Source organism: Pararoseomonas baculiformis (assembly GCF_017813395.1).
GTDB classification, from domain to species: domain Bacteria; phylum Pseudomonadota; class Alphaproteobacteria; order Acetobacterales; family Acetobacteraceae; genus Roseomonas; species Roseomonas baculiformis.
Map to the genome: position 1 here is coordinate 18,793 of NZ_JAGIZB010000029.1, position 20,921 is coordinate 39,713.

Annotated in this window: 14 protein-coding genes and 1 pseudogene; 6 read left to right on the forward strand and 9 right to left on the reverse strand. The window is 62.7% G+C overall.

Features of this window, described 5'->3' with window-relative positions; genetic code table 11:
• Window positions 1-153: 153 nt before the first annotated feature.
• Window positions 154-825, forward strand: a complete 672-nt coding sequence (locus J8J14_RS21125) for a recombinase family protein (protein WP_209381538.1) — start codon at window positions 154-156, stop codon at window positions 823-825.
• 41 nt (window positions 826-866) lie between these two features.
• Here J8J14_RS21125 and J8J14_RS21130 read toward each other — a convergent pair whose 3' ends face one another.
• The 6 genes from J8J14_RS21130 to J8J14_RS25665 all read right to left on the reverse strand — a co-directional run bounded on the left by J8J14_RS21130 (window position 867) and on the right by J8J14_RS25665 (window position 10,269).
• Entirely contained in the window at window positions 867-1,232 is a 366-nt protein-coding gene (locus tag J8J14_RS21130; protein WP_209381539.1) for a hypothetical protein, read from the reverse strand.
• 44 nt (window positions 1,233-1,276) lie between these two features.
• A complete protein-coding gene (locus J8J14_RS21135; RefSeq protein ID WP_209381540.1) occupies window positions 1,277-2,299 on the reverse strand; it encodes a hypothetical protein in 1,023 nt (340 codons plus the stop codon).
• 77 nt (window positions 2,300-2,376) lie between these two features.
• On the reverse strand, window positions 2,377-3,561 hold the full coding sequence (locus J8J14_RS21140; protein ID WP_209381541.1) for a GIY-YIG nuclease family protein: 1,185 nt from the start codon (window positions 3,559-3,561) through the stop codon (window positions 2,377-2,379).
• Window positions 3,554-5,608, reverse strand: a complete 2,055-nt coding sequence (locus tag J8J14_RS21145) for a DEAD/DEAH box helicase (RefSeq protein WP_209381542.1) — start codon at window positions 5,606-5,608, stop codon at window positions 3,554-3,556. Before J8J14_RS21145 ends, J8J14_RS21140 begins: the two co-directional genes overlap by 8 nt.
• Window positions 5,605-8,367, reverse strand: a complete 2,763-nt coding sequence (locus J8J14_RS21150; protein WP_209381543.1) for a class I SAM-dependent DNA methyltransferase — start codon at window positions 8,365-8,367, stop codon at window positions 5,605-5,607. The genes J8J14_RS21145 and J8J14_RS21150 overlap by 4 nt, the downstream gene beginning before the upstream one ends.
• 117 nt (window positions 8,368-8,484) lie before the next feature.
• Window positions 8,485-10,269: a GmrSD restriction endonuclease domain-containing protein gene (locus J8J14_RS25665; protein WP_209381544.1), complete on the reverse strand. Its 1,785-nt coding sequence runs from the start codon at window positions 10,267-10,269 to the stop codon at window positions 8,485-8,487.
• Between the two features lie 186 nt (window positions 10,270-10,455).
• Here J8J14_RS25665 and J8J14_RS21160 point away from each other — a divergent pair, with 186 nt between their 5' ends.
• Window positions 10,456-10,917: a hypothetical protein gene (locus J8J14_RS21160; protein ID WP_209381545.1), complete on the forward strand. Its 462-nt coding sequence runs from the start codon at window positions 10,456-10,458 to the stop codon at window positions 10,915-10,917.
• Between the two features lie 98 nt (window positions 10,918-11,015).
• Here the strand turns inward: J8J14_RS21160 and J8J14_RS21165 are convergent.
• The 3 genes and pseudogenes from J8J14_RS21165 to J8J14_RS21175 all read right to left on the reverse strand — a co-directional run.
• A pseudogene (locus J8J14_RS21165) lies at window positions 11,016-11,106 on the reverse strand (IS5/IS1182 family transposase); the annotation flags it as partial.
• A gap of 380 nt (window positions 11,107-11,486) precedes the next feature.
• The gene (locus J8J14_RS21170; protein ID WP_209381546.1) at window positions 11,487-11,846 is read right to left on the reverse strand and encodes a hypothetical protein; all 360 of its coding nucleotides are present in this window, start codon (window positions 11,844-11,846) and stop codon (window positions 11,487-11,489) included.
• Window positions 11,839-12,447, reverse strand: coding sequence for a ParA family protein (locus J8J14_RS21175; RefSeq protein ID WP_209381547.1), 609 nt, complete (start codon window positions 12,445-12,447; stop codon window positions 11,839-11,841). Before J8J14_RS21175 ends, J8J14_RS21170 begins: the two co-directional genes overlap by 8 nt.
• Window positions 12,448-13,672: 1,225 nt before the next feature.
• Between J8J14_RS21175 and J8J14_RS21180 the strand changes: the two genes are divergently transcribed.
• The 4 genes from J8J14_RS21180 (at window position 13,673) to J8J14_RS21195 (ending at window position 19,971) form a co-directional block, all read left to right on the forward strand.
• Window positions 13,673-14,599, forward strand: a complete 927-nt coding sequence (locus J8J14_RS21180; RefSeq protein ID WP_209381548.1) for a replication protein RepA — start codon at window positions 13,673-13,675, stop codon at window positions 14,597-14,599.
• 393 nt (window positions 14,600-14,992) lie between these two features.
• The gene (locus tag J8J14_RS21185; protein WP_209381549.1) at window positions 14,993-15,583 is read left to right on the forward strand and encodes a hypothetical protein; all 591 of its coding nucleotides are present in this window, start codon (window positions 14,993-14,995) and stop codon (window positions 15,581-15,583) included.
• A 483-nt stretch (window positions 15,584-16,066) separates the two neighbouring features.
• On the forward strand, window positions 16,067-16,402 hold the full coding sequence (locus J8J14_RS21190) for a hypothetical protein (protein ID WP_209381550.1): 336 nt from the start codon (window positions 16,067-16,069) through the stop codon (window positions 16,400-16,402).
• Window positions 16,399-19,971, forward strand: a complete 3,573-nt coding sequence (locus tag J8J14_RS21195; RefSeq protein WP_209381551.1) for a hypothetical protein — start codon at window positions 16,399-16,401, stop codon at window positions 19,969-19,971. Before J8J14_RS21190 ends, J8J14_RS21195 begins: the two co-directional genes overlap by 4 nt.
• The last annotated feature ends 950 nt before the right edge of the window (window positions 19,972-20,921 follow it).

A 20,921-nucleotide genomic window follows, 5' to 3' on the forward strand; every position in this document is an offset into this window, starting at 1 on the left:
GCACGGCTCCTTCGCTGCTTTCGGACGCTCTGGCGCAGCCGAGCAGACCTGCCAAGCCTACATGCCGGGACACGGAGGACTTTAGATTCGGCATTGCTGGGTATCACTGTTAAAAGACCATACGAGTGTTTAGCCTTCTGACACTCTGACCTGATGAGCCCCGCTGTCGCCTACTTCCGCGTCTCGACCGAGCGCCAGGGCCGCTCCGGTCTAGGACTGGATGCCCAGCTAGAGCGCTGCGCCACCTTCGCGGCCGGCAATGGGATGGAATTGGTCGAGGAGTTCACCGAGGTGGAGACGGGCAAGGGGTCCGACGCCCTCGATCGGCGGCCTCAGCTGGCGGCCGCCCTCGCCGCGGCACGGCGCCTTCGCTGTCCGGTCCTCGTCGCCAAGCTCGACCGCCTCTCGCGTGACGTCCACTTCATCGCCGGGCTGATGGTGCAGCGTGTGCCCTTCATGGTCGCGGAGCTTGGGCCCGACGTGGATCCCTTTATGCTCCACATCTACGCCGCCCTCGCGGAGAAGGAGCGTCGGATGATCTCGGAGCGCACGCGTGCGGCTCTCGCCGCGCGGAAGCGCCAGGGAGCGGTACTCGGGAACCGGACGAACCTCGCTGAGGCTCAGCGGCTCGGAGCAGCCCGCACGGCCGAGGAGGCACGGCGCTTCGCAGAGAACGTCGTCCCTATCATACGTCAAGTGCAGGCGAGCGGTGTCACGAGCCTTCGTGGTGTGGCGGAGGTGCTCAATGCACGAGGTGTTCGTAGCTCACGCGGTGGACGATGGGCCGCTCAGCAGGTCAGCGACATCTTGGCGCGAACGATGTAGGGATCGAGCGTCGGCTTACGCACCTGCTTGCCTGAAAAGCATCAGGACAGATCGAGGGTATAACCTTCAGACGCCATATCACGCGCTAATGCCTGAACTTCGCCCAGCGGAGATTGCTTCGCGAAGGTGACGATGGTGCCGAGGAGCTGCCCCGTCAATTCAGCATTGCCGGCCTGCACCGCGTCCTCAAGGTTGGCAAACATCGCGGCCAGAACCTCGCGACGTTCCCCAAACACCTTGTCTGCCGCGTTGAGAAGGATTTCCCGGCGCATTGCGAGCTGTGCGAGAACCACATCACGCTGTGCCCTGATCTGCTCCTGCCTCACACGCTCATCCGCGACGATGCGCCGGTACTCAACTACCTGCTTCACTACGACGCTGAGCGCCTCAACGGCGAGGCCGGCCATTCCTACTCCGGCAGTGGGTCGGACCTCTTTTCCGCTTCTCGCGCTCATGTGCTCTCTCCCGAATGCGCGTCATTGTTCTCACTCCGCCGACCTGATCGGCGAAGACTCTCCGCCTCTTCAACAACGTTGATTGCGAGCAGCGCGGAGAGGCCCTTCAACGACATCCCCAGAAGAGCGATGTCGTTCTGCTGCTCAGGCAGCATGTCTTTGAAGGCAACAAAGACTTCTCCATCTTCCCTCCAACCGTGGCTGGTGAGATGTTCAGCCACCCGATCCGTTAAAAGAGCAACGGCGGCAGCCGCCGCTGCAGTTGTGGCGGCGACTTCGGCGGCCCGCTGCTCGACAACGCGAAGGTCGTCTACGGCCGCCAGCAAGGAGCTAACCGCTCGGGCGACCTTGAGGGAGTACGCCTCGGCCGCCGAACGGTCCTTCTCCGCCGCTGCCCAAGCAGCCCACCCTGCTGCGGCGATCGCAGGACCCGCGAAGGCACCGCCAAGCGCGACCATGCCACCAGTCATACCCGCGCCCCCGGCGCTCAGGGCTCCGCCCCCCAGATAAGCGAGGCTGGCGTTTGTCGCTGCAGCTCCCGAGAGGCTCGCGATGGCAGTTCCGGTCGAGGCCGTTCCAACTACACCAGCCAAGCCAAACGCCCCGAATGCGCCTGCAGCGCCGCCAACCAGGGCCAGACCACCACCCTTCGCGGCATCCAAGACTGAAACTCCGCTTCTCACGTCTTCGACCGATAGGTCGGTATACTCGGCGGTTCCGGCCGAGGATGGACCGGCTCCGCGCTTCACGCCAAGAACGGCGGCGAATACGCGAAGGCCACGCCCCAGCTCGACCGCAACCACCCGCTGCCGCAACTCATCAAGGCCGGCGAGAGCCCGGTTCGTCCTCTCCAGCTGGCCCGCAGTCTCTGCTCGCGCCTGCTCCAATTCTTCATCGGCCGCCGTGCAAATGCGCCCAGCGTCGGACCATACGGCATGCGCTCGATAGCCCATCGCAGATCCTGCCAATGCGGCGCCAGCGGAGGTGACCCAAAGGAGAGGAGCCAGGAACAGTGGCATCGATTGTCCTCATCAGCCAAGTCGGACGCGACTGCGATCCGAGGCCCTTCTAGAGCGACACATAGTGAGATTGGCTTTCAAACCCCTGACTTGAGCGTCGCTGTCTTCGGATCATAGACATAATCCTTAATAGTGCCGTCCCTGATTTTCTCGACGGCCTGATCCACGGCCAGCAAGGGAATAAGGAACCATTCCTTCGGGGCGATGGGATTTCCGAAGCGATCCTTAATCTCGATGTCGAGCCGGGCCGGGCTGAAGATGCGGTGAATGACGTTCTCAAGCCGACTGCGGTTGATGTTGAAGAGCTTGTAGGTAGCGACTACCTCCACGTCTGCCATCAGGAAGGTCGGATCGAGCCTGGCGGCCGCAAGCCGCCGCTCAACGTCGCCGCCCGTCACGCCGATCTTGTGCACGACCTGGCGGTTGGCTGCGACCATTGGATGATCCGACTTGCTGCGGAGGACGTAGACCGTGCCGCTCGCCTCGTCGCCGTCCTCGCTGTAGTCGGCGAAAAGTGGCCCGGCCGAGGGATCGACGATCCTCCGGCCTGAGGGGTCCTGTTGCAGCGCCTTCTGAAGCGATCGCATGAGGAGATTGCTTTCGGTGCCGTTGTCGAACACCACGCGTAGCCGGGCGTCGATGTTGCCGTGCTCGTTGGTGAACGGCTCCTCCATTGCGGCAACATAGGCCTTCTGGCCGCCCAGGATGTAGAACCGCTCGGGTGCGATCTCTGACTTGCGCTCGAACCGGATGGTCTGGCGAAGGCCGGAATCCAGCTCCGCCTGCACCTGTTGAAAGAGCGGCTTGAAGCGGTCGAAATCCTCACATCTCTGGCGGTTGGCGATCTCCTCGGTCTGGCGCCGCTCGGCCGCTGACCGGACATGCCGAAGCTCGCCGATGTCCGGCGCCTCCGCTGTCACTCCAAGCTCGGCAAGGAGGGCGTCGTCGTCCAGCTCCTCTGGCGCGGACGCAGCTGGGGCGGCAGGGTCGGCCAGAAGCCCTTGATGGTCGAGAGGCAGGAGGATAGCGCGGCATTCCTCAAGCGCGCGCAGGCGGTCGAGTCGGACGGCATAGAGGCGTTCGAAGATGTCGTGTTCCTCGCCATGGCGCGGCGGGTGTCCCTTCTCCGCGACAAAGCGCTGAATGTCCTCGAAGCCGGCGATGACGCGCTCCACATGCGGCGCTTGGCCGGTCGGCTTCTCGTCGGCGTCGACGCCAAGCTCCTCGAGGAGGGCGTTGTCCTCGTCGGTGAACCTAGGCATTGGCGGCCTCCCGCCTCATGCGGGCGAGGAAGGCGACGCCTTCGGCCATGCGCTTTTCCCAAGGATCGGGCGCCGTGATGGATGGCAGGCGGCCGCGCTCCTGCTTGAACTTGAGCGCCCGCCTGGCCAGCTCGCGCGCCTCCTCGGGTGTCAGGTTCACCCTCCTGGCGTTGATGGCGGCCTGGACCTGCCGCAGGCTCTCCTCGCTCATGGTCTTGGCCAGGATCGCATAGGCCTCGCCGAACGGGTTGATCTGGTCGATCAGGTCGATATCAAGCTCGGTGACGCTCAGGGCGTATTTGCGAACGCCGTCAACGAAAGCGGTGTTGGCGGTCTTCTCGCCATCATCGTCCCCCGACGCGAATTCCTTGGCTTTCTGCGTCAGGTTGAGGGCAGCGATGGCATGCTGGCGCACCGCCTCCTGGTCAGCCTCGTCCAGCTCGGGATAGCGGTCCTTGATGATCTTGCCCATGCGGAGTTGCGTCAGCTCCTCAGGGACAAGCTCGGGATCGAACAGGCCGCGCTCGATGGAAGGCTTGTCCTGCACGAAGGCGGCGATGACCTCGTTCAAATCCTCCTGGCAGATGCGGGCGGCCTCTGGACTCTTCGGCTCCGCCAGCCCGGCGATCTCGATTTGGAAGCGGCCAGTGTCCTCGTTGAAGCCGACATTGCATTTCGAGGGATCATAGCCGCCCTCGCCATAGTCGAAGCCGGGCGTCGGCCCTAAATCGGGGTTCTTCGGCTTGAACTCGAAGCGCGGCGCGAGAACCTGTTCCATGAGAAGGCTCGCGGCGATGGCCTTCAGCGTGTCGTTGACGGCTTCCGCCACGGCTTGCTCGGAGGCGTCCGGCTCGGCAATCAGGTTGGTGAAGCGGGCGCGGGGCTTCCCGGGTGCGTCGCGGGTGGCGCGGCCGATGATCTGCACGATCTCGGTTAGGCTCGACCGGTAGCCGACTGTCAACGCGTGCTCGCACCAGATCCAGTCGAAGCCCTCCTTGGCCATACCGAGGGCAATGATGATGTCCACATGGTCGCGGTTGTTCTTCTGCGCCGGGTCTTTCAGGGCAGTTGTCACCCGGTCGCGCTTGGCAGGGTCGTCATCCACTAGGTCGGCGATGCGCAGCAGCCGGCCTTCAGGCGTCCGCACCAGCTGGAAGCCGGTCGCGGGGTCGGTTCCCTTCCATTCGCCCAGTTCCTGAACGATGTGCTCAACTTCTTTGAGCTTGTCCTGGGTACTTTCGCGCGAATTGACGTTCGGAATGTGGATGATTGTCTTTTCGGCGGGATTGAGCACTTTCAGGATGTCGTCGGTATATGATCCCGAATAGAAGCAATAGCCAATATCAAGCTGCTTCAGGTGCTCATAGCCATTCAACTGCTCGTAATAGGTATAAGTGACGGTTTCGAACTTTGCTTCGTCCTGCGGGAACAGGATGGCCTCGGCGTCGCCCCGGAAATAGGAGCCGGTCATGGCGACGACATGGACCCGGTCGCGCGCGATCAGATCGCCAAGATGCTGGCCAAGCTTATTGTTCGGGTTGGCAGCGACATGGTGGAATTCGTCTATGGCGATCAGGCGGCCGTCGAAGGCCTCGGCTCCGAACTTGTCCATGGCGAAGCGAAAGGTGGCATGCGTGCAGACCAGCACCTGGTCGGCGCCTTCAAGAAAGGTCCGGACCGCAGTGACCTTGCCGCCATCCGTACCAGGGGCGTTGCATAGATTCCACTGCGGCTTAACCGTCCAGTTGGCCCAAAATCCGCCCACCGTCAGCTTCTCGTCGGCGAAGCTCGAGCCAATAGATTTCTCGGGCACAACGATGAGAGCTTGGCGAAGGCCCTGATTGCGGAGCTTGTCGAGGGCGATGAACATCAGCGCGCGGCTTTTCCCCGATGCTGGCGGGGACTTGATCAGCAGATACTGCTCGCCTCGCTTCGAATAGGCCCGCTCCTGCATAGGCCGCATACCCAAGGAATTTGCCTTGATTGAAGTCCCATTACGAGTATACGAGACGGAGACAGATGGAATAGATTTGTTTTCGGTAGTCATGCACTCGCCTCCGATTTTTGCTTATCTTTGGCTACGGAATCCGACCTGAGTCTATTGTAAAGTTCAAAAAGCTTCTCCAAACGTTCTGTGTCGTTGCGAAAGCGCCGGCCAATATAAATCCGTTCAAGCACCTCGTCATTACGATCATGCGCCTCCCGTAGATTGATAGGCATGTCATCCGGATCATACAGATCGGCGATAGTTGCTGGAAAATGCGCTTGGCGCGCCAGCAGGATATCTTCAGCGCAACGCGTGAGGTCTAATCGATTTTTTTCCGTCATAGAAGGAACGGGAAATGTATTCCAACCCAAGGTGTTGGAGTAACGATATCGAGTTTCCAGCTTTCCGCAGACTGTAGCAATCCACACCAAGTGCAATCGCGAAGCGATAAGTGCCATATTCCAGAGGGGAACATCATAGAGAGCGAAAGCAAGGCTCGAAACGATGTTGCGGGACGGTAGTATATCGACAGGGAGGTACTCGCGTCGCTCAGAGGAAACGCTTGGAACGGCCACCGTATGATTCGTTGCTACACCCTGGATTTGTTTGAAGCGATGCGATCTAGTCGCGAAATCACGAGTTGATTTTGCCGGGCTGGCAAGACGCATTTCTGCAACTGCTTTAAGCCGACTTCTAATCTGAGGAATTGCTTTGGCGGCTTCCACAAAATCATCATTGATCCAAATACAATATCGCAGGCTCCCATTGATAAGCTCTTGAGAGCCATAAAACCCGCAAAGAAAATCGCTGGCACTAGGGTGTTCAGCGCGGAGTGCAGCAGCTTCGTCACGACTTAGAATAAGATTTCCGCCATCTTTCGGCATGTTCCCAAGCAACATCTGCGGTAGCTTGGAGATCGGCCGACTTGCCGCCGCCATGGGAACAGGCTCACCTTCGATAAGATACTGATTGATCCGCTTCACGGATTTTTTGTGGCCGTCTAAATAAATGCACTTTTCACCACCGCTTTTTGAGGTGAGGCCGATTACGGAAACTGTAACGACCGCATTGTTGGACGCGTTATTTGCCCACCTGAAATTTGGAACCGCAAAAAAAATCTCTACTTCCGCGCCAAATATCATGGACCATAGTATGGCTGCATGCTCACCTTGGCAGATGGAGTTCGTTGAAACAAAAGCAGCATCAAAGCCACGATGAGCAATGTCTAGATACTTGCCGAACCACCCCGATATGTAGTCTAACGATCGCCAATTTTTTGTTCTGAACGAAAAAATAGCCTCTAAATCGGATTTTTGGTTGGAAGACTGCCGATTATAGCCAAGATAAGGCGGATTACCACAAATGTATGTTTCCCCGCCCTCATTCTCAAAGTCAATCTGCGCCTGGTCTAGCGGCGTGTGGAACAGGTCGTCCGCATTCAGCTTCACGCCCGTCCCTCCCGGCGGGCAGACACTCAGCCAGTCAAGGCGCAGCGCGTTACCGCAGATGATCCAGTTCATGGCGTCGAGCGGCAGGAACTCCTTCAGGGCTTCCTTCTGACCGCGATAAAGCACGTCACACTGGTATTCAGCGATTATTAGGGCCAGCCGCGCGATCTCAGCCGGAAAGTCGCGCAGCTCGATGCCGCGGAAGTTGGTCAGCGGGATTTCGCTGCGGCGATCGGATTCGCTGCGTCGCTTGTTAATCTCGGCCTCGATCTTCCGCATCTCTTTGTATGCGATAACGAGGAAGTTGCCGGAGCCGCACGCCGGGTCGAAAACCCTGATCCTCGCCATGCGGCGTCGGAGGTTGAGGAGCATTCGGCTGTTGTCGCCCGCCTCCGCCAGCTTGGCGCGCAGGTCATCGAGGAAGAGCGGGTTCAGCACCTTCAGGATGTTTGGCACGCTCGTGTAGTGCATGCCGAGCGCGCCGCGCTCCTCGTCCTCGGCGACCGCCTGGATCATCGATCCGAAGATGTCGGGGTTGATCTTCTTCCAGTCGAGGTTGCCGATGTGAATGAGGTAGGTGCGAGCGATCCTGCTGAAGCGCGGAACGTCGACGCTGTCAGAGAACAGCCCGCCGTTGACGTAAGGAAATTGGTTGGCCCATCGCGGGATGCCGGCCGCGTCGCGATCTGCGATCTTGGTGTTCATGGCGCGGAACAGCTCGCCGATTACCTGGTGCGTGTCGGACGAGTCTCTCGCGCTCATCTGTGCGACCGTGTCCGTGAACAGGTCGGGCTTGGGAAAGATGTCGGTGTCTTCGGCGAAGAAGCAGAAGATCAGCCGCGCCATGAAGTGGTTCATGTCGGGGCGGCGAGCGGCCATGCCCCAGTCAGGATTATCCTTTAGCAGCTCGACGTAAAGCCGGTTCAGGCGTCCCGTCGCCTTGATGTCGAAGGCGCTCTCACGGATCTGACGGACTGTTGTGATGCCGGCGAGCGCGAGGAAAAACCCGAAGTGGTCGGGAAAGTCCTTGTAGTCACAGGCGACGGTCTCGCCCTCGATGAGATTCTCCGCCTGGAAGTCGTGCCCGTCCGTGGCGAGGATGAACTTTGCCTTGGCGCGAGTGGTCGCCGGGCTTGCCTTGAGGGCGCGCAGCGTCTCACCGACCGTGCCCGTCGGGCAGACCTTGATGTGGATGTTGTTGGTCTGGAGAACGCCGCCGAGGTCAGACTTGTTGTAACCGCCCGTGCGAAGGCGCCTGATGGTAGCGTCCTTGTTGCCGAAAGCGGTTAGGAAAGCGAACGGGAACTCCTCGCCGTCAAACGGCTGGCCAGCCAGGTCGGAGACAGCCTGTTCGATCTCAACAGCATTCATCTAGATTTTCCCGCCATACCATCATGTTGGCTTCTTTGACTTTAGGACTTCAGCGAAAATGTCTGGTGCGACGAAATGGTAAGCTCTGGACCCCATGGTGTCCTGGGCCACGCTCGTTCATCCAACTGCCGGCCTCGGCCACACAGAGCAGGCAAGTTCAAATAGCCTCGCAGATCTTACCTCGATGGCCGCCTCGTCCCAGCGCTCTTGAGCAGTCAGGGAGGCTGTCAGGCGGAGGTGAGTGTGCTTGCCCAAGGCAGTTCGCTTGATATTCCAAGGCCCGTTCGACAGCACTGGATTGAGGGCCTCCGAAACCAAGGTGAGATTGCCGACCCGCTGGACGGCCTCGTCTCGAGCAAGCGGATCTCCATCGGCAGGAAGTGGCCAGTGCTCTTTCCACCCCTGAGGCATCACGTGCTCCACCTGCACGCGGCTCCAGTCGAAGTGGGCGACGGGTATGCCGAGGCGGTCGCGCCGCCACTCCTCCTCTTCGAGCGCGCGGAGGATCATCATGGGTCGGGCTCCACGCCCCTTGTAGGCGTCGCGCGATGCCCAGTGCCGGGCGAACATGCCGTCGTCGGGCCAGACGTTCACGTTGCTTCGCCCGGCAGCCAGGAAGTTGTTGATGATCGGTGCTGCTGGGTCTGTTGGACCCTTCCCTGCCACCTCGATGAGGAGGTTCAGGAAGAGCGTGCCGTAGCCGCGGGTGCCGGTATCGCAGACGAGACGTCGGACGAGGAAACTCTCGAGGGCGGTCGCGCAGGCGTCAAGGTCCTCTGGGATGCTTCCGGAGCGGCCCAGGAGGTACATCAACAGAGGGTGGAGCACCACGATGTTCATGGCCTTGAGGCGATGTAGGAACGTCGTGAACCGTCCTCCTTCCGGCCCAGGTACATCGATCCACCGGTATCGCTCGGCTGCTGCGTGGATCGACCACATGATGGCCGGCACGTCTGCATGACCGCCCGCAGCGCGGCGCGCCGGCTCAGCCACCTTGTCTAGGAAGGTCTCATAGACGTGCCCGCCGGCGACGGGCGCCAGGGTGCGCTCGGTGAGCCAGTTCACGAGGAAGCCGTCGACCCGCGGGCGCGCTGCGTGTCCAATGCCGACCTGCGCGCGCCAGTAGTCGGCGTCGGTGTCGAAGGGCTTCCAGTAGGCGCTGTGGAGGGCGGCGCAGGACGCCTCGTCGTGGCCGGCCCGTGCCGCCTCCCAGAGCAGCCAGTTCTTCACGAGGTCGACCGGGGAGAGCGGAGCGCCGCCCGTGTTCAGGGTCTCGAAGATAGCCTGCGGCTCGTCGGTCTCTTCCAGATCAAGCACGATGACCTGGAGGTGATGCATGAGTGCCCGCGCGAGTGCCGCGGCGCGGGGGCCAGGTGAGCCGTCCGCCTGGAGCCACGCCCTGATCTCGTCGAAGAAGAAGCGATGTGCCCCTGGGATGTGTCCCGTCCCGGTGACCTCCTCCGGGCGCGAGGCGTCCAGCACCGAGCGGAAGGGCGCGCGGTCCTCATTCGTGGGCCAGACCTTGTAGGCCTCCTCGCCCGTCGCATAGGCCGGGTTGGCGACGAGGCTGGCCACCTGCTGGCCGGCTCTGGCGAGTGCCTCGCCGTCCTCTGGCGTGGGCTGCTTCGCTGCGGCGAAGGCATGGGCCGCTGCCTTCAGGAGAAGCTGGATCGTGGTCAGACGTTGCTGTCCGTCGATCACCGACCGGCGCTCAACGCTCCCGGTACCAGTGCTCTCCTGTTCCAGCACCACCGAGCCGAGAAAATGACCCCGCACGGGGGCGCCCGGCCCAGCCGTGAGTATCCGTTCGGCGACCGTCGACACGTCGTCCCAGAGCGGCTCCCACTGCGCCTTCTTCTCCCATACGTAAGGGCGCTGGAAGAGAGGCACGACGAAGCGCACGGGAGGCCCAAAAACCTGGGCGAGAGAGATGTAACGCGGCTTCACGGCTTCTGAGCTTCCAACGAGAACACGCGGCCGCGATCTTGTGAGAAGGCAGCTCCTCTGACCAGGGGAGCTCCGCTCCGAGGGTCGTTCTTTGACCGCATTTACTGGGATGGCTAGCCGTTCCTCCGTTATCGTCCCGTCATGACGGACGACACCACCCCAGGCCCCGTGTCCTCTCCCGCGCGCCGCCTGCCCTGGGAGCTGCACCCGGCCCTTACCGAGGAGCGGCTCACGGCCGCCGCCCGCCTTCTGGCCCGCGGCCGCGCCGATGCCATTGCCTTCGCCGATCCCTGGGCGGGAGACGATGCATGGTCGATCGGCTGCCGCGCCTACGCCTTCACCAAGCACCAGCTCGCCCGCGCCGCCGAGGGTGGCCGCTATCCCTGGCTCGGGGTGCTCGACGAGACCCACCACTTCGTCTTCCTCATCGACGGCGTGCCGGTGCGGTTCTACCGAGGCGATGCTGAAGACCCGTCCAGGCGCACCCTTCGCCAGCAGGAGAGCGAGGCCGAGCAGCTTGCCCTGGCGCTCGGGAGCGACGGCGCTGAGGGGCTGATACCGCCCTTCGCGACATCACCGCCCTCATCAGCCATGGCGTGCTAGTGCAGGACCCGGCCGGGGGCCGCTCCACCAGCTACAGCCTGCGCGGGGACTAACGTCGTTACCCTGGGTCGCTGGCGGGGCTGGAGGCGGGATATCGCGGTCTCAGCGAGGCCGCGCCGGTGGTACCCGCTCCACCGTTTCCAGAGACGGCGTCCAAGGCGCTTGGTGGCGCAGGGTCTCGTTGCGCTTGGCAGCCCCAGTGGCTCTCACCTTCCGCGGCCTGCCATTGCGCCAGGCGGGTACGACCATGGCGGCCTGGCGTGAGGCGGAAGCCTCGTCCCACCGCTGCTGGACCACGCAACAACACCACTCGATGGACGAAAAAATTCGTAGAAGACGCTGTTCTGCCTCGCCTAGAGCTATGGTGTGTCGCAATTGCGTATTTACATCTTTCCGCACGCATGAAGGTGTGGGCATGGGAGATTATGGCTGCTTTGAGGTCTGGGCCGTAGGCAATTGGCCGTTCGGCTCGGGTAGGTGGGGCCATCCTCCTGCTCGGGGAGCAGGCCGGACACGCGCCGGTGTGTCATTACATATTTTTGAACGTGCAGAGATATAGATGCATTTGATTATCGCTGCTTCGAGATCCATTCGGTAAGCAGTTGATCAACAAGCTCGGACAGGTCGGGCCCATCATCCTGCTCGAGGAGCAGGCCGGACACGCGCCGGTGCGTCTTGGTCCGCATCAGGATGGTGCGGGGTTTCCAATCTGGATCGCTGCGCTTGCCGGGCGGGCGCCCCCTGCCCCGCTCCGCGGTTCCCACGGCTAGAGGCGCCACCGCCAGCACCGGCGGTGATGTTGGCAGCGGTATGGGAGCTGCCTCGGCAGTCTCGCCGGCGACCGCGGGCTCCTGCACTTCATCGGGTGCCGGCTCAGCTGCCGGGCGGGACTTCAGCGACGCAAGTGCGGCGAATCTACGCTCAACCATTGAGCAGCTCCTTCCCTACAGCCTCGTAGGCCGCCCAGGCTCTGGCGGCGTTGCGATCGTTCTGGACGCCGGAGACCGGCACTCCCTCGGCAGCGGCCTTTTCAAATGCGGCCAAGCGGGGAATCTCTGACTTGAAGACGGGTATCTCTTGCTCGGCGAGCATCTCGCGCAGGGCGGCACCCTCGGTGCGTGGCTTGGGCGGCACCATAGTGAGCAGCACCCGGTAGTTCTGGTTACCAAGGTCCTGCAGCTTGGCGAGGGTGTGGATGAGGCCGTCGGTGGCCACACTTTCTGGAACGGCTGGTACCACCAGGGCATCGCTGCCCTTCGCGGCATCCTTGAAATCGTCGTCGGACGGATTGCCTTCCGTGTCGATGACAATGTGGGCGTAATTCGGGGCGTACCGGGCCAGCTCTGCGTAGCTGATCACCTTGAACGGCAGGCCGTTGCTATCTCCCCGTTGGCTCCACTTTGTCGCGGAACGGATGCCGTCGCCGTCAACCAGAAGGGTGGGAGCCTTCTTCTGCAGTAAGGCCGCTAAGTGGATTGCAGTCGTGGTTTTGCCAACGCCACCTTTGAACGAGATAACGGTGACGATCATGCGCATACTCCTGAACGCCCGCCCGCCCGGCAATCCGAACACATGAAAATCCAGACGGGCGTGCGCGTGAACTTACACATGGCTGAAGCTGGCAGGCAAGCGCCCGTACACGCGCTCAGGCTTCCATATGTTTGTAAATACAAAAATCTAGACGTTCGTGCGTCCAGACCCCTATACTTATGTACTCTCGTAGGTGCGTGCGCTCGAACTAAGGTTTGTCGTTCCACTCTCTGTCCGTTCTCTCGGGGAGTGTAGGCCATGGCCACCCATCCGGAACGAAAGCCAAGCGGCTCGGTCCCTATGAGTTAGGCGGCAGCATATGGGTGCAAATGCATTGTCGGCGCGGGTACCGTGAAGCCATTACCTTTTCCGCCCTGATGGCCCGCCACTCGCTCGCGGGCGGCACGGGGCACTACCAGCTGTCGCTCGGCTCCGCTGCACGGAGTGCGGTGCAAAGCAGATCAGCGCCTGTGTCGATTCTGGCGACGTGCCCCGGACACCCAGTAATTGCGACCGATTTCATATTTTCATGCGCATGAATAAGCAGATGTCTGAATGGGCGTATTTGTGTACAAATAGGTATCTGTACTTGTGAGCGACTGCCCTAGCGGCCGCGCCCGTTGTCCTGGCATGGGACACCTCCGCCTTGATTGGACGGGCCGCACAGACATTAGACATTGCTGCGGTCGGAAGGCAGGTGGGGCTGTCACCGACGCCCATGAGGATGACCCACGTTCAGCACGGCTTGAAGAGTGCCGGGAGCCAGAAGCTGCGGACACCTCTCGGGGCACGCCGGCACCTGGTCAGGAACGTCGCGGACGGCGAACAGCGGATCCGCATGATCCTTGCTCAGTAGGAAGAGCAGGTCGAGCAGGTACACCGAAATTAGGAGAGCACAGTCTGAGGCCACGTTTAATCGCGGAAGCCTCGTGGACTCTTGCGATAGATGAAATAGCCGAATCGGGTCCCGGCAATCAGGTTGCGCGGGGAAACTAGGCCGCTGGTTACCCCCAGGCCTCCCTGCGGACTCTTGCGAGCAGACCATGGACTCTTGCGATGCCTCTGAACAGCAGATCAACGGCTTCTACAAGTTGTCCCGTGGACTCCAGCGAACAAGCTAATAGTTAGAATCTCTAATACCCCCAAATAGCTCCACTCGCAGGAGTCCACAGGCGACAGGTGCCCCGGCCGTGGCATAAAGGCGGGAAGCCTGGGGGAGAGAGCCGTGGGGACGGTGCATCGCCTGATTGAGGCCCAGGGCAAGCAGGGGGCTCTGGCGGCCGACATCGATCGCCGTGTTGTGGAAGCCGCCGCGGCCTATATGGCTGACGAGGATTCCAGCGTCGGCTTCATCTACTCCGGCTGGACCCAGGCGGCTCTCCCGCACAAGCGATTAGCCGACGACGCTGTCTGGAAAATCGCCTCCGAGCACGTGACCCTGCTGGTCGAGCCTGGCCGGCGGGCTGTGGACTCTAGCGAGCAGCCCGAGTGGGTGGGGGTACCTTATGGGAGTCGCGCGCGCCTGATCCTGCTTTTTCTGCAGTCAGAGGCGCTCCGGACCGGCAGCCGGGAAATCGAGCTCGGCCGCAGTCTGCGTGCTTGGCTGTCGCGCCTTGGAATCCCGATTGGTGGCAAGAGCTTCAAGGACGTACGAGAGCAGGCTGAGCGAATCTCGCGCTGCCGGCTGACCTTCCATATCAAGGCTGCCGGCCGGGCCGGGCTAGTGAACCAAAACTTGGTCGATACGGCGATGTTCGTTGGCACGGACGACTCGCCTCAAGGGTCGCTCTTTGTCGACACAGTGCGCCTCTCGGAAAGCTTCTTCGAGCAGCTCCAACGGCATCCCGTGCCAATTGAGGAGGCCGCCATCAAGGCGCTCTCCAACAACTCCATGGCCTTGGACATCTACTGCTGGCTGACCTACCGCCTGCACGTCCTGCAGAGCCCGAAGCCCATCAGCTGGAAGGCCTTACAGGGGCAGTTTGGGGCCGGCTACAAGGGCCTTCACCACTTCAAGCCCAGGTTCCTGGAGAACCTCAACCTGGCCTGCGCGGTGTACCCGAGGGCGGAGGTGGAGGTGGACGAGCGCGGGGTGACGCTAAAGCCGTCTCGGGCGGCAGTGATGCCGAGGGCCATACGAGGCGGAAGCTAGTAAAGAGCCCCTCCGTAAGTGGAGGAAAAAATTTCGTCCTTTAGTTCCTCTCAAACACCTTCTACAGCTAGATTCATGGGCGCTCCGAAGAGCATAACCAGTGTCGAGGCTGTCCCGGTAATCGCTAAGGCTCTTAACTGGCCTGTCGCGAATGCTGAGACCCGCGCACGAATTCTCCAGAGGCATGAGCCGCCTTACTGGCCGCGTCCTGTTGGCCGTGGCGGCGGGAAGAATGCCGCTTACGCATCCTGCTGGCATGCCAATAATCTAATGCTCAGCATCGCTACTGCCGACGCCGTGACACCTGCTGGGCTAACGCCGGAGTTGGTGGGGGCTTACCGGGCGTTAGTCGTATCGGATGGGCCACAAGGATCGAATGAGCGGCCGGCAGAGATGGCGGATGCGATCTCCGCTTGGGTTAAAACCTTGTCGCCGGCCAACAACGAAAATTTCGCTCAGTCACGAGTGATCCCTGGTGCCACCCTCGGTGAAGCCTTGGACAACTTGGTAGACTGGATCAGCCGGCCCGAAGGGCAGGCTATTCGTCGCTGGTTCCGTACTTGCGGAATGTGCGTGGATCTAGGAGGCGGTTACGCCTTCCCACTTTGCGAGATCGGCTACTGCACAACCGACAACCAGGTTTTCCGGAGCACTTACCGTCATCATGGTAAAGGCGCTTGGCCGCAGGCTAAGGATGCCGATCCCTATCCGGCTATGACGGGGAAGACCCGGATCGAGTTTCGAGCCTTCGAGGTAATGGCCGACATCTGGGCTGAGAGCCGCCCTAAGGTGCTCGGCTTAGTGTCTCCACTTCTCTCTTCTCCTGGCGTCACCACCGCCGAAAAGAAGAGCAAGACGCCGGAACCCCACCACAGGGCGCCGGCGTCCAGTACTCGTATCAACCAGCCACGTGCATCACACGCAACAGGGTACTCCACGCCCCGGAAGCTAAGCGTGTGTGCATGTCCAATCAAGGGCATCTGAGCTCGCGAGGTCTTTCCCCGGGGAGGGAGTCCCTCCTCTATGAATTGCGACGTTGAAATGATCCCTCTTGGTGCGATGCGCCAGGAAGTAACGGACAATGCTGCCCGGAGCCCTGAAGTCCTGACCCAGATGCGGCATCGCGCGCTGCTGGAGATGGCTTTGGACGGCCGGATTTCGGCGCGGCGTGAGCGTGGGCGCTGGTACGTGTGCCGTAGCAACCTGCCGGCGTTAGTAAGGACGCTGGGCGGCAATGCTCCGCGGAAGCCGGGTCGCCCTCGCAAGGCTTCCCCCTCCCACAATGAGGCGATGGTCGCGGCCTGAACAACAAAGGGCCCGCGCCCGGGGTGCAAGCCGGGTGGGACCCTTTGGGTACGCAACGCTACGGGACTGAACTACTCGGCACTAACTGACCGACCGTTCAAATACCCTCGTGCGGCCTACCGTTCAAGCGTTGATCGTCGCCTCCCATGATGGGAGGCAGCGTTGCACGAATTTTATCTGCCCGCCGGCCCGTACCTCGAGGCGTTGGTTGAGCGCATCACGCTCAAGCCGGTCCACGAGGGCTTCACTCTCATCAATCTGCGGCTACCGGGCGTGCACCTCCCCGGCATCCAGGCGCACCGAGACACTGCCGGTACGGTGACTCTGAAGGCACCGGAACGTGCTGAACAGCATGGCCAGCTCTGGTCGATCATCAACCTGCAGCCCGGCGTGCTGGAGGGCGCCGCCAGGGAAACGACGCGCCTCTTGGCCATGGGCGCCGCGCGAGTACCCCGCCGTAATGCCAGCGGCCCCCATAAGGGAGGGGAGCGCGGTTGACCGAAAGCCTTACCGTCCTGCGAACTATTGGGAAGCTGGTGATGGCGAAGTTGTACGCCATCGCTCCCAACGGGCTTGTCGTAAAGCGCGACTACTCGAACGCGCGCACCTTCTGCGTCAAGTCCATCCCTGTCGGCGGGATCCACGACCTGCTCTCCGCGCTACGCCGGATCGAGACCGACCCCACGGCCTGCGTCATCCGCGGCGTCCCCAATGCCACCACCAACCTCAATGGCACGCGTCGCGTGAAGGCGCAGAACGGCGGCACCTTCGAGGACCAGCCGCGCAGCTTCGTCATGCTGGACCTCGACAATGTGAAGCTGCCGCCCAGCGCTAGCCTGCTCTCCGACCCGGACGACGTGGCGCAGATCCTGGTGGATCTAGTGGCATCGAACATCCCCGAGCTCGATGGTGTCACCGCGGTTGTGCATTTCTCATCGTCCGCCGGCCTGGATGAGCAGGCCGAGGCCGAGAAGGCGGCCGGGATGATGCCACGGTGGGATGGTATCCTGAAAAAGGGCGGCGGGATCGGCGCGCACGTCTGGTACTGGCTCAACCAGCCGGTGGATGGCGCACAGCTTGGCCGCTGGGTGGCGGCCGTGAATGCCCGCGTGGGCTTCAAGCTCGTGGATCCCGCCACCCTGCGGACCGTCCAGCCGCACTACACCGCCGCGCCGATTTTTGGTGAAGGCTTGCGCGACCCCCTGCTGGGGCGGCGCACGCTGCTGGTGGAGGGCGTGGAAGATGCGGCGGTGCTCGACATCCCCGAGCCTTCCCGCCGGCAGGCCTGGACGCCCGGTGAGAGCGGCCACGCTTCCCTTGGCTTCCAGGGATGGCTGGACGCGATCGGTGGTGCCGAGGGCTTCCACGGGCCCATCAACCGCGCAATCGCCAGCTACGTCGCCACCAACTGGCCGGGACCGGACACCGACTCTCTCAAGGCGGCCCTAGTAGAGCGCATCGAGAGCGCAGATCCCGGTGGGCGCAGCCAGTCCGAGATCAAGCGTTACGCAAGCGACAAGATGCTGGACGCTCGGATCGCCTGGGTCGTCGGCCGCGAGCAGGACAAGCGCGATGCGATGGTGGCGGAAGCGGAGGTACGGGCGGCGCAGCCGATCGAGCCGACCTATCCCGACCGCTCCATCCCGCTCAAGGAGGCGACGAGCCGCAGCGCCGATCGCCTACAGGCGTTCGCAGACACGATCGCCGCCGGCAACGTGCCGCAGCTCCTCCATCGCAAGGACGTGGGCGGCGGCAAGACCTTCGACGCCATCGCCATGATCCCGACATTCCTGGGCGCCGGACGGGCTGTCGGACGCGGCCCGGTCCTGTTCGCGCATCCCCGGCACTCGCTGGGTGATCAGATCGCGGCGGATATCCGCAAGGGGCACCCGCACCTGAAGGTCGCAATCTGGCGCGGACAGGAGGCACTGAACCCGGACAAGACCGGCGCGACGATGTGCGAGGATCTGGACCTGCCGAGGCACGCCAAGGCGGCCGGGCAGTCGAACACGGCCGGGTGCATCGCGTGCCCGTTGGCCGGCGGGTGCGCCTACCTCCTCCAGGCTCATACCGGAGCGGGTGCGGACGTGTGGGTAGTCCCGCACAACGTCCTCTTCCTCAAGCCGTTCCGGGCGTGGCCGCACGAGATCAAGGATGGGCACAAGCACCCGGTCCCACCATCTGTTGTCATCGTGGATGAGGATGTGACGAGCACTGGCGTCGCTGGCCTCAACCCGCTGTCACCCGTGCAGCTCGCGATCTCCGCTCTGTCCTGGGACGCAGTGGGACCCCTGCGCGGGATGGGCGAGGAAAGACGGGCCCAGCGGGAGCTCCTCCTCCATCGGCGCGACCAGTTTTCGAAGCTTCTCTCCAAGGCGTCAGAGGGCGCGCTGTTCCGCGAGGCGCTGGCGGGAGAGTCGGTCGCGGACTCCATCTTCCAGGCCAAGGAGTGGGCCGCACTCGAATGGACGGTCAAACCCACGGTGAAGATCACCCAGGGCACCTCCCGCGCCGGCGCCATCACGGCATTCAAGGACGCCGCGGCGGTAGGCTTCACCAAGCTGCGCCCCATGCTGGGCGAGATGATCGCGGAGTTCCTAGAGAGCGGCGACGCGCGGAGCGTGAATCTCGCGCTGGCGCTGAATACCGCTCTCGGGCGGGAGCAGGGCACCGGCCCGGCCATCCGGTTCGCCTGGCGGCAGGACATCCACCACGGGTGGCGCGGCCCGACCCTGTTCCTCGACGCAACTGGCAAGCCGGAAGTCCTGCGGCACTGGGCGCCGGACCTGGAGGTGGAAGACACCGAGATCGCCGCGCCGCACCAGTACGTCGTGCACGTCCCGGATCAGGAGATGGGGCGGACCTGGCTGCGGAGGGAGACAAACCTTCGAGCCGTGGTGGACTCGCTGATGGTCGAGGTGGCGCAAGCGAAGGGTGAAGTCCTCGCCATCGCGCAGATGGCAATCGAGACCCTGCTGCAGGACGAGCTGACGTACCGCGGCGCCACCTGCGACCCCATCCCGAAGGGGGCGAAAGCTAGCGACCCTACGACTTGGCGCTGGCCGTCCGGGAAGGTGCTGTACTTGGCGCACCATGGCAACGTCACGGGGATGAATAGCTGGTCGAAAGTCGCCACGATCGTGAACATCGGCCGGCCCGCTATGCACCGCTTCGCGGGCGAGCGGATGGCCGAGGTGATCAATGGTAAGGCACTGAAAACCGTCCCAGATGCCCCGGGTAGCTGGTGGCCGACCGTCACCGCCGCGCTCCGTATGGCGGACGGGACCGGTCGGGCGGTTGATCGGCAGCCGCGGCACCCGGATCCTTTGGTGGAAGCCTATCGATGCACCGTGACGGAGGGGGCAGTCCTCCAGGGAGTTGGGCGGCCCCGAGGGGTCAGGCGCGAGAGCCACAACCCGGTGCGGGTCGTGATCCTGGCGGCGCTGGCTCTCCCCCTCACGGTGCATGAAGCCCCGAGCTGGAACGAGTACCGACCGAACCGGCTGGAGGTGGCGGTGGCGGAAGCCGCGCTATTCGGCCGCGCCATGCCCCTGGCCCCGGCGGACATGTCCATCGCCAGGACAGACCTCTGGCCGACTGCCAAGGCGGCGGAGCGGTTCTTGGAGGACCGCGGAGAACGATTTGAACTCCCCCAAACCCTTATGAGACAGATATATAAGGGGTCGGGGGGTTCCAAAATCCTCGTCGCGGCCCGGTACAGGAAGGGCCTCAGGGGCCGCTGGTCCGACGCCCTGGTACCGATTCGGAGAGGGCGGGAGTCGCTGGAAGCCCTAATCGGCCGGGTGCAGGCCTTCGAGCTCGTACATCCCGACTCTCCCACCCAAGATCCGGGCTTGGTCCCCCAAGTAGACAGCGAGGTCGCGGAGGAGCCGCCGCCTGTCGCCGCCCGCACCCCGGAGGCAGCCACGCAGGTCGTCTGGGACGCCGTAGATGCTGACGATTGGGAATGGGCGCCGATGGATGGATGGGTGCCGTCAGATCCCCTGGAGGATGTCCCGTTCCCACCATACGTCTATGCGGATCCTCACCCACGGGGCAGGCCGTGACGGTGGAAATTGGTGGCGCCGCGCGCGGAGGCTGTGCCGGACACGCCCCTGAGAACAGGCCCGCTGAGGCGGCACCTGAATAATCCGAACAGCCCCATAGGAGAGGCAAGAGGATGAAAACTGAAGCGAAGCCGCGGGCGCTGACTGCCAGCTCCGCAGGACAAATCCGACCCCCCGGGCGCAGAATCTGGCGCCGGGCGCAGTGGCGAAGCGGAGCCAGCCGAAGCCCCGGCCACGCCGAAAGAGGTGGTGAACTTCGCTGCGGCGCTCCGTCGGTCGGAACTGGTGGCTCTAGACATGGCCAATGTGGCGTTCGTGGCTGAGGGATGCTTCTCACCCTGCGCCGGGCAAAGACGGACCAAGAGGGTCTTGGAACGAAAATTGGCGTCCCTTTCGGCCGGGCCGAGCGGACGTGCCCCATCCTGGCCCTACATGCCTGGCTAGAGACGGTTGCCATCGCGGAGGGGCAGTATTCCGCAGCGTCAGACGCCACGGCTTTCGCGGCGGCCAACGCCTATCGGATCGGGACGTGGCGCGCGTGGTGAAGGCGGCCGGCTACGATCCCGCTGCCCCAGCGACAGAGCCCAAGCGGAACCCCGAGAGAATTGGCCTTATAACTTTCAAGTTACTGCTAAGTTCTCTCGGAAATCCCGGTCCCGATCGGCGCCGATCAGAACCCCAGCACGTGACCTAATCTGCAGGAAGATCCAACAGGTTACGAGTCATTCAGGGGGCGATTGGGTAATGAAACACAACGGGGAGCATTCCACGCTTCTTCGTCGCTGCGTCATCTGCCTCCTGCTTCTTCCGCTTCTCTTCCTCTTCGTGGCGTTGTTGCGCAAATCAGACTTAGGGCGTGAGTGTTCCTGTCCCGCTCTGATCAGGCGCGGGCGACGGTGTCGGGCATACCGAGGGCGTTGAAGGTGTTCAGGATGGCGCAGCGGATCTGC

Coding starts and splice junctions, on each gene's coding strand:
- J8J14_RS21140 (WP_209381541.1), bottom strand. CDS start 3,561: ATGCCTAGGTTCACCGACGAGGACAACGCCCTCCTCGAGGAGCTTGGC.
- J8J14_RS21150 (WP_209381543.1), bottom strand. CDS start 8,367: ATGAATGCTGTTGAGATCGAACAGGCTGTCTCCGACCTGGCTGGCCAG.
- J8J14_RS21135 (WP_209381540.1), bottom strand. CDS start 2,299: ATGCCACTGTTCCTGGCTCCTCTCCTTTGGGTCACCTCCGCTGGCGCC.
- J8J14_RS21170 (WP_209381546.1), bottom strand. CDS start 11,846: ATGGTTGAGCGTAGATTCGCCGCACTTGCGTCGCTGAAGTCCCGCCCG.
- J8J14_RS21125 (WP_209381538.1), top strand. CDS start 154: ATGAGCCCCGCTGTCGCCTACTTCCGCGTCTCGACCGAGCGCCAGGGC.
- J8J14_RS21130 (WP_209381539.1), bottom strand. CDS start 1,232: ATGGCCGGCCTCGCCGTTGAGGCGCTCAGCGTCGTAGTGAAGCAGGTA.
- J8J14_RS21160 (WP_209381545.1), top strand. CDS start 10,456: ATGACGGACGACACCACCCCAGGCCCCGTGTCCTCTCCCGCGCGCCGC.
- J8J14_RS21185 (WP_209381549.1), top strand. CDS start 14,993: ATGGCGGATGCGATCTCCGCTTGGGTTAAAACCTTGTCGCCGGCCAAC.
- J8J14_RS21145 (WP_209381542.1), bottom strand. CDS start 5,608: ATGACTACCGAAAACAAATCTATTCCATCTGTCTCCGTCTCGTATACT.
- J8J14_RS21175 (WP_209381547.1), bottom strand. CDS start 12,447: ATGATCGTCACCGTTATCTCGTTCAAAGGTGGCGTTGGCAAAACCACG.